The sequence below is a fragment of the Rhodococcus sp. EPR-147 genome (assembly GCF_001647185.1).
In the GTDB taxonomy this organism is placed as follows: Bacteria; Actinomycetota; Actinomycetes; order Mycobacteriales; family Mycobacteriaceae; genus Rhodococcoides.
This window is the reverse complement of record NZ_LVCU01000380.1, coordinates 20979-33813: the sequence shown is the minus strand read 5'-3', so window position 1 is coordinate 33813 and position 12835 is coordinate 20979. Positions and strand designations below refer to the sequence as shown.

The 12835-nt window shown below is 66.0% G+C and carries 9 protein-coding genes; 4 read left to right on the top strand and 5 right to left on the bottom strand.

Features of this window, described 5'->3' with window-relative positions:
- The coding region (locus A2J02_RS17080; protein WP_197478047.1) for a TrmO family methyltransferase domain-containing protein at nucleotides 1–236 on the top strand (236 nt) is incomplete at its 5' end.
- A gap of 13 nt (nucleotides 237–249) precedes the next feature.
- On the opposite strand, the gene A2J02_RS17075 is transcribed toward A2J02_RS17080, so the two are convergent.
- Entirely contained in the window at nucleotides 250–714 is a 465-nt protein-coding gene (locus tag A2J02_RS17075) for a gamma-glutamylcyclotransferase (RefSeq protein ID WP_037188123.1), read from the bottom strand.
- Nucleotides 715–895: 181 nt separating this feature from the next.
- Between A2J02_RS17075 and A2J02_RS17070 the strand changes: the two genes are divergently transcribed.
- The 3 genes from A2J02_RS17070 to glpD all read left to right on the top strand — a co-directional run bounded on the left by A2J02_RS17070 (nucleotide 896) and on the right by glpD (nucleotide 5521).
- A complete protein-coding gene (locus A2J02_RS17070; RefSeq protein WP_068051456.1) occupies nucleotides 896–2299 on the top strand; it encodes an NAD(P)H-quinone dehydrogenase in 1404 nt (467 codons plus the stop codon).
- A 139-nt stretch (nucleotides 2300–2438) separates the two neighbouring features.
- On the top strand, nucleotides 2439–3659 hold the full coding sequence (locus tag A2J02_RS17065) for an aminotransferase-like domain-containing protein (RefSeq protein ID WP_068051454.1): 1221 nt from the start codon (nucleotides 2439–2441) through the stop codon (nucleotides 3657–3659).
- Nucleotides 3660–3790: 131 nt separating this feature from the next.
- Complete coding sequence (gene glpD / locus A2J02_RS17060) at nucleotides 3791–5521, top strand: glycerol-3-phosphate dehydrogenase (RefSeq protein ID WP_068051452.1); 1731 nt, start codon at nucleotides 3791–3793, stop codon at nucleotides 5519–5521.
- Nucleotides 5522–5669: 148 nt separating this feature from the next.
- On the opposite strand, the gene A2J02_RS17055 is transcribed toward glpD, so the two are convergent.
- The 4 genes from A2J02_RS17055 to A2J02_RS17040 all read right to left on the bottom strand — a co-directional run bounded on the left by A2J02_RS17055 (nucleotide 5670) and on the right by A2J02_RS17040 (nucleotide 12771).
- On the bottom strand, nucleotides 5670–6926 hold the full coding sequence (locus tag A2J02_RS17055) for an RNA polymerase sigma factor (protein WP_231911474.1): 1257 nt from the start codon (nucleotides 6924–6926) through the stop codon (nucleotides 5670–5672).
- Entirely contained in the window at nucleotides 6923–7273 is a 351-nt protein-coding gene (locus A2J02_RS17050; RefSeq protein WP_068051448.1) for a YciI family protein, read from the bottom strand. Before A2J02_RS17050 ends, A2J02_RS17055 begins: the two co-directional genes overlap by 4 nt.
- Nucleotides 7274–7381: 108 nt before the next feature.
- Complete coding sequence (locus tag A2J02_RS17045) at nucleotides 7382–8155, bottom strand: DNA-formamidopyrimidine glycosylase family protein (RefSeq protein ID WP_068051446.1); 774 nt, start codon at nucleotides 8153–8155, stop codon at nucleotides 7382–7384.
- Nucleotides 8156–8193: 38 nt separating this feature from the next.
- Complete coding sequence (locus tag A2J02_RS17040; RefSeq protein WP_068051444.1) at nucleotides 8194–12771, bottom strand: ATP-dependent helicase; 4578 nt, start codon at nucleotides 12769–12771, stop codon at nucleotides 8194–8196.
- Nucleotides 12772–12835 lie beyond the last annotated feature (64 nt).

The window sequence follows — 12835 nt, the reverse complement described above, 5'->3', positions numbered from 1 at the left end:
CGCTTCCTCGGGTGGGTGTCCTCGCTCAACGGGTCAAGGACCGGCCCAATCATCTCGGAGTGTCGCGTTGCGAGATCGTCGACGTGGACGGACTGCGCATCCGAGTCCGAGGTCTCGACGCGATCGACGGCTCACCGGTCCTCGACGTGAAACCGTTCCTGCAGTCCATGGTTCCGGAACGTGCGGACGTGACCGAGCCGGCCTGGGTGGCGTCGGTGATGAAGAACTACTTCTGATCCGTCCCTCGAACTACGAGGCGGTACCGGGACCGACGTTGCGGCTGTTGCGGGTACGTAGGTCTCGCACGTATTCGGCTGGGGCACCGGCGATTTCGGCTGCCTCGGCCATGACTCCGAGGTAGCGTGCCGACGGTAGGCCGCCCTCGTAGGCGTCGAGCACGTACATCCAGGCGAGCACCGGCTCCCGGCCGGTCTCGATGCGCAACCGGATCTTCCGGTGAATACCGAGTTCCGAGCCCTCCCAGCGATCCAGGCTCTCCTCGTCCTCCTCGGACACGTCGTAGAGCACGACGAAGACCTGGGAGTCGGGATCCTCCACGACCGTGGCCAGCGCGCCTTCCCAACCGATGTCGCCACCGCCGAAGGTCAACCGCCATCCGTGCAGCCACCCGGTTCCCGACAGGGGCGAGTGAGGGCATCGCTGCAACATCTGCTCCGGATGCATGTTGGATCCGTAGGCGGCATAAATTGGCACGTCGGCCAGCCTAAACCGTATCGGTGCACACTGACGCCTCGTGGTCGTGTTTCGGTGCGTCGCCGCAGGTCCGCCCTCCTACGGGGCAAGGCAAGCCAGCCCTACCGACGCGCGAGGGCGCCCTCTGGAATACCGTTGACGCGACACAGCGAGAGATTTCGAGCATGCGAGAAGAGGATCAATGACCCGGATTGTGATCATCGGTGGTGGTCCGGCAGGGTACGAAGCAGCGTTGGTTGCCGCACAGTACGGCGGAGAGGTGACGCTCGTCGATTCCGACGGTATCGGCGGTGCCTGCGTTCTCTGGGACTGCGTGCCGTCGAAGACGTTCATCGCTTCGACCGGCATTCGCACCGAGATGCGTCGAGCCAGCGACCTCGGTATCTCCCTCGATCCGTCGCAGGCGGCCGTCGCGCTGCCGAAGATTCACGACCGTGTGAAGAGCCTCGCGCAGGCGCAGTCCTCCGACATCGCCCACCGCGTCACCTCCGTCGGCGTGGAGCTGCTGGCCGGACGCGCCGAGATGATCGACTCCCACGTCGGGATGGCCTCGCACCAGATCAAGGCGGTGCTCGCCGACGGCGAGGAGCGCATCCTCGACGCCGATGTCGTGCTCATCGCGACCGGTGCCCGTCCCCGCGTGGTCAAGGGAGCCGAGCCCGACGGCGAACGCATCCTCAACTGGCGTCAGCTCTACGATCTCGAGTCCCTCCCCGAGCACCTGGTGGTTGTCGGATCCGGTGTGACCGGTGCCGAGTTCGTCTCGGCCTACACCGAGATGGGCGTCAAGGTCACCGCGGTCTCGAGCCGCGACCGCGTCCTTCCGCACGAGGACGAGGACGCCGCGTTGGTGCTCGAGGACGCGTTCAACGAGCGCGGCGTCACCCTCGTCAAGCACGCCCGCGCCGATTCGGTCGTTCGCACCGACGACGGCGTTCTGGTCACGCTGTCGGACGGCCGCACCGTCGAGGGCAGCCACGCGCTGATGACCGTCGGATCGGTACCCAACACGTCCGGTCTCGGACTCGAGAAGGTGGGCATCGAACTCGACAAGGGCGGATACCTGCGGGTGGATCGCGTCTCGCGGACCGCCGTCGCGGGCATCTATGCAGCCGGTGACTGCACCGGTCTGCTGCCGCTGGCCTCGGTTGCGGCGATGCAGGGACGCATTGCGATGTATCACGCACTGGGACAGGCCGTCAGCCCGATCAAGCTCAAGACCGTCGCCTCGGCGGTGTTCACGCGGCCGGAGATCGCGTCGGTCGGCGTCGCGCAGTCCAAGATCGACGCCGGCGACGTACCGGCGCGCGTCGTGATGCTGCCGTTGACAACGAATCCCCGAGCGAAGATGAGTGGGCTCAAGCGTGGTTTCGTGAAGATCTTCTGCCGCCCGGCGACCGGCGTCGTCATCGGTGGTGTCGTGGTCGCCCCGAGTGCGTCGGAGCTGATTCTGCCCATCGCGATGGCGGTACAGAACAACCTCTCAGTCAACGACCTGGCGAACACGTTCTCGGTGTACCCGTCGCTGTCCGGTTCGGTCATCGAGGCCGCGCGTCAGCTGATGGCGCACGACGATCTGGACTGATCTCATCATGTGAGAATTGCGTTTCATATTTCGGTAGCACGTGAGACAGTCGAAGGAGTGGACACACCCGTCCGCTCCTTCTTCGACTCAGCGGATCCGCGGGCCGTCTCCCCATTCCTGCTGCCCCGGAGCCTCTCTCATGTCCACCACGTACCGTCCCGCCGGCCTGGCCGCCCGCACCGGCTCGTTCACCAGCTCGGCCATCCGTGACCTCCTCGCTCTGACTGCACGCGACGATGTGATCAGCCTCGCCGGAGGTCTACCGGCCACCGATCTGATACCGATCGACCGCATCGCCGCAGCAGCCGAGGCTGCGCTTCGTCGCCCCGACGCGGTGCAGTACTGCGAGACATCCGGCCACCGCACTCTGCGTAGCGTCGTTGCAGCCAGGGAATCGCTCACGCGCGGGGGAATGCCCGTTCCGGTCGAGTCCGTCATCGTGACGCACGGTTCGCAACAGGCCCTGACGTTGCTCGCGCAGGCTCTGATCGACCCCGGTGCTGTCGTCGTGGTCGACGAGCCCGCGTACACCGGTGCGCTGCAGGTGTTCTCGATCGCCGAAGCGCGCATCGAGTCCATTCCCATCACCGATACCGGAATGGACACCGACGAACTCGAACGCAGACTGGCGGCGGGGCTGCGTCCCGCGGTGGTCCACACCGTCGCGAACTTCCACAATCCGCGGGGAGTCACGATGAGCGAGCAGCGTCGACGCCACCTCGCGGCGCTCGCGGATCGTTACGGGTTCTGGGTCATCGAGGACGACCCGTACGGTGAGATATGTTTCGACACAACGGAATCCGATATCGGCGCTCCGCCGCTGCCGATCGCGTGTCACAGCGATCGCGTCATTCGACTCTCCAGTGCGTCGAAGATCCTCGCTCCGACGCTCCGTGTCGGCTGGTTCGTCGCCCCGCCCAGCATCTGTGCGGCGGTGGAACTGCTCAAGCAGGGCGCGGATCTGTGTGGATCCTCGTTGACGCAGCTGATGGCAGCGGAGATGCTCGCCGACACCGCGTGGCTCGATGCGCATTTGGTCGTTCTGCGGCGCGAGTACGGCTCTCGCGCAACGGCATCGACGAATGCTCTCGTCGCCGAGTTCGGTGATCGGCTCACCGTCTCGCGCCCCGAGGGTGGCATGTTCGCCTGGGCCACCTTCCGGGACGGAACCGACACCGGTGAGTTGCTCGACGCGGCGCTCGATCACGGAGTTGCCTTCGTGCCGGGCACGGCGTTTGCTTCGGATGCGCAGTACCGTTACTCGCTGCGGTTGAGCTTCGCCGGATCGACCCCGGCCGTGCTGGCAGAGGCAGTGCGACGATTGGGTGCCGCGCACTCGGCGTCGATGCGAGTGCGCTGACCCGATTGCCCCGACCCGACTGCTTCGACCGGACCGTTTCGACCACGGCAGGTTCTGCGCCCGGAGGACCTGGGGCGGTAGCCTGACGTGCAAGCAATGCGGGGATTTTCGATGGATATGGAGCGTTCGAGATGAGCAACCGATCGAATACGAAGTTCCTCGGACCCGACCAGCGGGTGGAGGCGTGGGACCAGCTCGGAACCGAGCAGTTCGACGTGGTGGTGATCGGCGGTGGCGTCGTCGGCTCCGGTGCAGCCCTCGACGCGGCGACGCGCGGACTGAAGGTGGCGCTGGTCGAGGCGCGGGATTACGCGTCGGGAACGTCGTCTCGCTCGTCCAAGATGTTCCACGGCGGGCTTCGATACCTCGAGCAGCTCGAGTTCGGACTGGTGCGTGAGGCCCTGCACGAACGCGAACTTTCCCTGTCCACGCTCGCACCGCACTTGGTCAAGCCGCTGAAGTTCCTCTTCCCGCTCACTCACCGGTTGTGGGAGCGTCCGTACATCGCCGCGGGTATTTTTCTGTACGACCGGATGGGTGGGGCCAAATCGGTGCCGCAGCAGAAGCACCTGACTCGATCCGGTGCGCTGCGGATGTCGCCCGGGATCAAACGCAAGTCGTTGATCGGCGGGATCAGGTACTACGACACCGTCGTCGACGACGCCCGGCACACCATGACCGTCGCCAGGACGGCCGCTCATTACGGCGCAGTGGTGCGGACCTCCACCCAGGTCGTCGGCTTCCTGCGTGAGGCCGACCGGGTTTCCGGTGTGCGCGTGCGTGATTCGGAGACCGGTGCCACCACCGAGGTGCGGGCACACGTGGTGATCAACGCCACCGGCGTGTGGACCGACGAGATTCAGTCGCTGTCCAACATGCGCGGACGCTTCCGCGTACGCGCCTCGAAGGGCGTGCACATCGTGGTGCCGCGGGATCGAATCGTCAGCGAGGCCGCGATCATTCTGCGCACCGAGAAGTCGGTGCTGTTCATCATTCCGTGGGGTGCGCACTGGATCATCGGTACCACCGACACCGACTGGAATCTCGATCTGGCACACCCGGCCGCCACCAAAGCCGACATCGACTACATCCTGGGCGAGGTCAACGGCGTGCTCGTCACGCCGCTCGCCCACGCGGACATCGACGGTGTGTACGCGGGCCTGCGGCCACTGCTGGCAGGCGAGAGCGACGAGACCTCCAAGCTCTCTCGCGAGCACGCGGTCGCTCGGGTGGCCCCGGGACTCATCGCCATCGCCGGCGGCAAGTACACGACCTACCGAGTGATGGCCGAGGACGCCGTCGATCTGGCGGCCGAGGACATCCCGGTGCGGGTGGCGTCCTCGATCACCGAGAAGGTGCCCCTCGTCGGTGCCGACGGGTACTTCGCCCTGGTCAATCAGGCACCGCATCTGGGTGAGATGTACAAGCTGCATCCACATCGGGTGACGCATCTGCTCGATCGGTACGGTTCGTTGATCGACGAGGTGCTGGCGATGGCCGACGGCAAACCCGAACTGCTGCAACCACTCACCGATGCGCCGGCCTACCTTCAGGTGGAGGTGGTGTACGCCGCAGCAGCCGAGGGCGCACTGCATCTCGAGGACGTGCTGTCGCGTCGTACCAGGATTTCCATCGAGTACTCCCATCGCGGGATGAACTGTGCGGGTCAGGTTGCGGCGTTGATCGCACCTGTCCTGGGTTGGGACGAGGCCACGGTGGACCGTGAGGTCGAGACCTACCGCGCCCGGGTGGAAGCCGAGATCGAGTCACAGCGCCAGCCCGACGACGCCTCGGCGGACGCTCTGCGAGTCGTCGCTCCCGAGGCCCGCCAGGAAATCCTCGAACCCGTTCGCACGATCTAGCGCAGACGAACCAGCGTCCGGGGTGCGCGAGCAGCTGTCGCGCCGGACACGGCCATGATCAGCAGGGTGAGTATCGCAAGTGTCAACATACGATCCATGGTGATCGGCGAAGCTGTGAACAGGCTTGGCCGCACCTGACAGGGAGCTTTCAGGTTTCATCCCGTCTTTGCTCGACAGGGCGCGAGGACGGCGCGAGCTGCGCCCGGAGATACGCTCTCTCGACCGGCGACGGGTCGAGAGCAAGCGCAGCCGTTCGTGCGTTCTCGGCCTCTTCCATGCGGTCCAGGCGATCGAGCATCACAGCTCGACAGGCATGCCACAGGTAGTGGCTGCCGAGAGAATCGATGGCGTCGAGTGCGTCGAGCCCGGCGGCAGGACCCTGGCTTTCCCCTACGGCGACACCGCGGTTCAGTGCCACGATCGGGGTGTTCTCCACAACCACGAGCGCGTCGTACAACATGACGATTCGTGACCAATCGGTGTCGGCGTAGGTCGCTGCAGTGGAGTGACATGCTGCGATGGCTGCCTGGATGGTGTAGCGGCTGGGCCGAGAGTCGTTGCGACGCAGTGCACTGTCCATCAACCGAGCACCCTCCTCGATAGCCTCTCGATTCCACCCCGATCCGCCCTGATCCTCCAGCCTGGCGAGGCCGCCCGATTCATCGGTCCTGGTCGCCCGGCGCGAGTCCGTGAACAGCATGAGGGCCAGAAGCCCCTGGAGTGACGGCTCGTCCGGCATCAGGTCGATCAGCAAGCGGGCCAACCGAAGTGCCTCGTCGCACAGCTGCGGCCGCACCAGCGTCTCGCCCCCGAGATGGCCGGCGGTGAACATCAGATACACCGTGGTGGCCACAGCGTCGAGTCGTTGCGGTAACTCTGCCGAATCCGGTACTCGATACGGAATGTTGGCAGCTGCGATCTTCTTCTTCGCGCGTGTGAGGCGTTTGGCCATGGTGGCCTCGGGCACGAGCATCAATCGGGCGATGTCGGACGTGGCGAGCCCGCAGAGCGTGCGCAGGCTCAGTGCCACCTGGGCGTCGACGGAGAGCGTCGGATGACAGCAGGTGAAGACCAACCGCAACAGATCGTCGGCGATCGCGGACTCGTCGCTCTCGCTCCAATTCTGCTTCAGCACGGCGAGATCCGCCGCCTCTCGTTCCTTCGTGGTGCGCCCGGCCTCGCGTCTGATGATGTCGAGTGCCTTGTTTCGAGCCACGGTCGTGAGCCAGGCGCGCGGATTGTCGGGGACACCCGATCGAGGCCAGTGAGCGAGTGCGGTCACCACAGCCTCGGAGACTGCGTCCTCGGCGACGGCAAGGCTGCCGGTGGTGCGCACGAGGGTCGCCAGCACTCGGCGACCCTCGTCACGGACCACGGCCGCCAGGTGCTCGGCCGGTGTGCTCACTGAGCCATCGGGATGATCGGCCGTACTTCGATTGCTCCGTTCCATGCCGCTGGGATCTGTGCGGCCAGTGCGATCGCGGCATCGAGGTCCTGTGCCTCGAGGAGGAAGAACCCCGCGAGTACCTCTTTTGCTTCGGCGAACGGACCGTCCGTTGTCAGGACGTCACCTCCCTTCCCGCCCGACACGCGCACGGTGGTGGCGGTCGAGGTGGGGTGAAGGACCGCTCCGCCGATGATCGCGGGTCCGGCCGCGGCACTGAATGCACCGTATTCGGCCATCTCGTCCGCGACCTCGGGCGAGGTCCAGTCGGCGTCATGGGTGTAGACGATGGCTGCGTACGTGGTCATGAGGTCTCCTTGGAATCGTCGTGGTCGGCGCCGTTCGTCGACCTACACACGAAGGACGAACGAGGTTCGTCGAAAAGGACACCACGGACCGGACGATCTCGCCAGACCTCAGTTCTGGCAGTGCGGGCAGTGGTAGATCTGCCGTTCCTCGAGTGGATTGTCTCCGATCAGGCCGAATTCGATGGTGGTTCCGCAGCGTCGGCATGGCTTGTTCTCCCGGCCGTACACCCAGAAGTGTCGGCCCGGGCGTCGATCCCCGGTAGTGACGCGTTGGTTTCGATCCTTGTTGGCCATGATCAATCGATAGGACAGGTCGATCGTCTTCTTCAGGTCACCGGCGTCGCCGACCGGTGTACGCGGGTCTATGCCACGCAGGAAGCAGATCTCGTTTCGATAGACGTTGCCGAGCCCTGCGATGTTGCGCTGATCGAGGAGAGCGAGTCCGACGGGACGAGCCGGATCCGACTCCAGATTGGTCAAAGCGGTTTTCGGGTCCCAGTCGGGACCCAGTAGATCCGGTCCGAGATAGCCGACAACCTCGTCCTCGTCCTCGACGATGTCGAGCACTCCGAGTTCGAACCCGATGGCCTGCGCGTCGGCGGTGTTCAAGATGATGCGTGCCTGGAACGCGGGGCGACGCCAGCGAGCGCCGGGTGCGTAGACGTGCCAGGTGCCCTCCATCTTCAGATGCGAATGAATGACGTAGCCGCCGACTCTGATCAGCAGGTGCTTACCGCGTGAGGCGACGGAATCGACGGTCTCTCCGGTGAAGTCGACTGTGGCGTAACGGGGTACGCGAATGTCGCAGGTCGTCAGTCGCTGGCCTTCCAGCGCTGCCCGCAGAGTGTTCGCAGCGCGCCAGACGGTATCGCCCTCGGGCATCGGTGTCCTTTCTCGTTCCTGGGGAGTGTTGCGGTGCTTCAGCGACGCAGACGAAGGCCGCGTGGCGTCGCCGAGAAACCGGCCTCGGTCAGGGTCTTGGCGAAGTCGGTGCCGTGAATATCGTGACCGTTGATCCGCTCGACGAGTAGCTTGTCGACTCCGCCGCGGCGAACGGTGGCCGCCAATGCGGTTGCTGCAGCGCCGATGTCCTCGGTGTTCTCACCGAACGTCAGCACCGACTTTCCGCCGCGTTCGACGAACATCGTCAACTCGCCCCGGACGAGGACCACCAGTGCACCGGCCTTGCGACCCGGCCGATGCTTCGTCGTCTCGTCCGGCTTGTCTCCGACACCGGCCTCGCCGATGCCTGCTTTCGGCCAGGGCAGTGCTCCGCCGTAGGGGTTGGCCGGATCGCACGACGCGAGCACGACGGCGGTGGCGTTCTTCTTCGGTTCGTCGTAGCTGCGCAACCGGTCCACCACATCGGAGGTGGAGAACTGCGCTCCGCCGAGGGAATCGACGAAGTAGCCGCGACGGCAGCGACCGGAATCCTCGAATCCGGTGAGCACCTTGTACATCGTGGCGAATCCGCCGGGCACGCCCTCGTTCATCACCGAGCCGCGGGTCACCACGCCGTAGCGTTCGAGCAGTACATCGGCGGTCGCATGGGCGCGGACGGTCAGGTCGGGTTCGAGCTCGGGCAACCTCGACCATCGTCCACCCGCGGTAGGAGGTCCGGTGCGGGTGGGCAGGGACGGCCGCTCGAACTGCCGGTACGAGCGCAACCGCGGTGTGCGACGCGGTGCTCGATGGCTCGGGGCCGAGCGGGTGGTCGTGGAGTTCAACAGCGCGCGCAGCGGGGCGAATGTGTCGTTGCTCAGACGGCCCGCCCACACCAGCTCCCACAGGGCGGCCTGAAGTGCGGTGTCATCGGTACTGCCGACGGTGTCGGAGAGTTGGCGGAAGAAGTACGCGCCGCCGCCCGCAACGGCGTCCTGAATGCGAATCTGCAACTCCGACAGGTCGGATTCGGCAGCGGGCACGAGAGTCAGCGGAGCGGTGTCGGCCATGTGCAGGCTCACCCAGCCGTCCTTCGAGGAGATCGCGCCGTGTCCCGACCACAACACCTCTCCGGTGGAGGTCAGTTCGTCGAGCATCGCCGGACTGTAGTCCGTCACCCGCGACGAGAGCACGAGTGATTCCCAGGCCGATGCCGGAACAGGAACGCCCGCAAGCTGTTCGATGACGGTTGCGACGCCGTCGATTCCGCTCAGGCGTCGGCTGTCCACGTGCTGCCACGCCGGCAGGAAGCGGCCGAGGGTGGCGGTGGAGACGGGTTCGATCTCCTGCCGGGCCGCAGCGAGCGACCGGCGCCGCAAACGTCGCAGGACCTCGGCCTCGCACCATTCGCTGCCGGTGGCTCCGGGCCGAAATTCGCCCTCGACGACGCGCTTGTCGACGGCGAGTCTGCGCAGGACGTCGCGTACCACGGCGGTGCCCACCCCGAAGCGCGCCGCCGCGTCGTCGAGGGTGAACGGTCCGTGGGTTCGGGCGTACCGGCTGATCAGGTCGACCAGCGGGTCGTCGACGGGTTCGATGAAGGCGGACGGAGTTCCGATGGGGAGCGGGACGCCCAGTGCGTCGCGCAGCCGAGCGGCGTCCTCGATCGCCGTCCACCAGTTCTTGCCGGCGAACGAGACCTCCATCGCCCGCTTGGCGTCGGCGAGTTCGGTGAGCCACTGCGGGTATTCGTCGCCGTCGGTTCGAAGGCCGACTTCCTCGACGGTCAGCGGACCGAGCAGTCGCAGCAGGTCCGCGACGCCTTCGATGTCCTTGGCGTGGCGGTCCTCGGGGAGGCGCTGTAGCTCGAGTTCGGTGGTGGTGATGACGCTGTCGTCGAGCAGCTCTCTCAGTTCGACGCGTCCGAGCAGCTCGGCGAGGAGCGCCGAGTCGAGTGACAGTGCGGCGGCTCGGCGTTCGGCCAACGGGCTGTCGCCCTCGTACATGAATGCGCCGACGTAGTTGAACAGCAGCGAGTTGGCGAACGGGGACGGTGACGGCGTCTCGGCGTCGACGATTCTGATCTGGCGTCGGCCGATTCTGGCCAGGATGTCCTCGAGGGCGGGGAGGTCGTACACGTCTTGCAGGCACTCGCGGACGGTCTCGAGCAGGATCGGGAACGTCGGGTACTTGCGTGCCACGTCGAGCAGTTGAGCCGAACGCTGGCGCTGCTGCCACAGCGGCGCTCGCTTGCCCGGGTTGCGGCGGGGGAGAAGCAGTGCGCGAGCGGCACATTCGCGGAATCTCGATGCGAACAGAGCCGACCCGCCGACCTGCTCGGTGACGATGTCGGCGATCTCGTCGCGCTCGAAGACGAACAGTTCTGCGCCCGGCGGCTGGTCGTCGGTGTCCGGAAGCCGGACGATGATGCCGTCGTCGGATGCGGTGGGCGCGGCGTCGATGCCGTATCGCTCGATCAGCCTCGCGCCGACTGCGAGTGCCCACGGCGCGTGCACCTGCTGACCGTAGGTGGAATGCAGCACGAGCCGCCAGTCACCGAGTTCGTCGCGGAACCGCTCGACGATCATCGTCTTGTCGGTGGGGAGCTGGCCGGTGGCCTCGAGTTGCTCGTCGAGCAATGCGATGAGGTTGTTGACCGCGTTGGCGTCGAGACCGTCGGAGCTCAGCCGGTCGGCCAAGTTGCTGCGATCGGTGGTGCTGCGCAGGAACTCGCCCAGGGCGTGGCCCAGTTCGGCCGGCCGGCCCAGGCCGTCGCCGTGCCAGAAGGGGAGCCGGCCGGGTTGGCCGTACGCCGGGCTGACGAGCACCCGATCGTGGGTGATCTCCTCGATGCGCCAGCTGGTGGCACCGAGAGCGAACACGTCACCCACTCGCGATTCGTAGACCATCTCCTCGTCGAGTTCGCCTACCCTGGACTGCTTTTCGCCCACCATGTAGACGGTGAACAGGCCGCGGTCGGGGATGGTGCCACCGGAGGTGACGGCCAGCCGTTGCGAGCCGGGACGGCCGGTGAGAGTGTTCGCGTCGCGGTCCCACACCAGCCGCGGCCGCAGTTCCGCGAACTCGTCCGAGGGGTAACGACCCGAGAGCAGGTCGAGAGTCGACTCGGATGCCGAACGGGGCAGCGTGGCGAAACTGCCTGTGCGACGGACGGAATCGAACCAGTCCTCGGCGTCGATCGGTTCGAGGGCGCAGGCCGCCACCGTCTGCTGCGCCAGCACGTCGAGTGGATTGGCGGGAACGAACAACGCCTCGATCTTGCCCGACGTCATGCGTTCGACGGTGACGGCGCAGTGGATCAGGTCGGTCCGGTGCTTGGGGAACAACACGCCCTTGGAGATCTCGCCGACCTGGTGACCTGCGCGTCCGACGCGTTGCAATCCACTCGCCACCGATGGTGGCGCTTCGACCTGGACGACCAGATCGACTGCGCCCATGTCGATTCCGAGTTCGAGGCTGCTGGTGGCGACGACGCAGCGCAGCCTGCCGGTCTTGAGATCGTCTTCGATCAGCGCGCGCTGATCCTTGCTGACACTGCCGTGGTGGGCTCGGGCCAGCAACGGATCGGCACCGTGGTTCACGTCGTTGGGAGTGCCGACCTGCGAGGGCGGTTTGTGCTCGGTGTCGACGCCGTCGCCGATCCGTTCGGCGTACACCTCGTTGAGCCGCGCAGTGAGCCGCTCTGCGAGCCGTCGAGAATTGGCGAAGACGATGCACGATTTGTGCTCGAGGATGAGATCGACCATCTTCTCCTCGACGTGGGGCCAGATGGATCCCTGCGCCGGGGGAGCGGCCGAGGTGTCCGCATTCGGGTCGGTGACGCCCAGTTCGGTCATGTCCTCGACCGGCACCTGGACCGTCAGATCGAACGTCTTCGGTGCAGGCGGAGCGACGATCTCGATGGGAGCGGCACCGGCCAGGAATCGGCCGACCTCCTCGTGGGGTCGCACCGTCGCGGACAGGCCGATGCGTTGAGCCGGCTTGTCCAGCATCGCGTCGAGCCGTTCGAGAGACACCGCGAGGTGTGCGCCACGTTTGGTGCCTGCGACGGCGTGTACCTCGTCGACGATGACAGTGTCGACCTCGGCGAGGATGTCTCGCGCGGCCGAGGTGAGCATGAGGAACAGCGACTCCGGGGTGGTGATCAGGATGTCCGGCGGAGTCTTGATCATGTTCCTGCGGTCGGCGGCGCTGGTGTCGCCGGATCGCACACCGAGCGAGATCTCCGGTGGGTTCAGGCCGAGGCGCTTGGCGGTCTGGGTGATGCCGACGAGGGGAGCGCGCAGGTTGCGCTCGACGTCGACGGCAAGGGCCTTGAGCGGCGAGATGTAGAGGACTTTGGTCTTGCGGGTGCTGTCCGCACCCAGCTGCGCAAGCTCGTCCAGGGCCCACAGGAAGGCCGAGAGCGTCTTGCCCGAACCCGTCGGAGCAACCACGAGGGTGTGCGAACCACTCGAGATGGACGACCACGCGCCCAACTGCGCGGACGTCGGAGCGGGAAAAGCGCCGGTGAACCATTCCCGGGTCGGCCGCGACAACTTCTGCATCACCGACAGCTCGCCCGCTGCGTCGGTGCCCGTACTCTGCCTGGCCATCCCATCATCATGCCCCCGGGCACCGACAGATAACCCTCACGCCGTTCCCCGAGCGTGCGGCGGT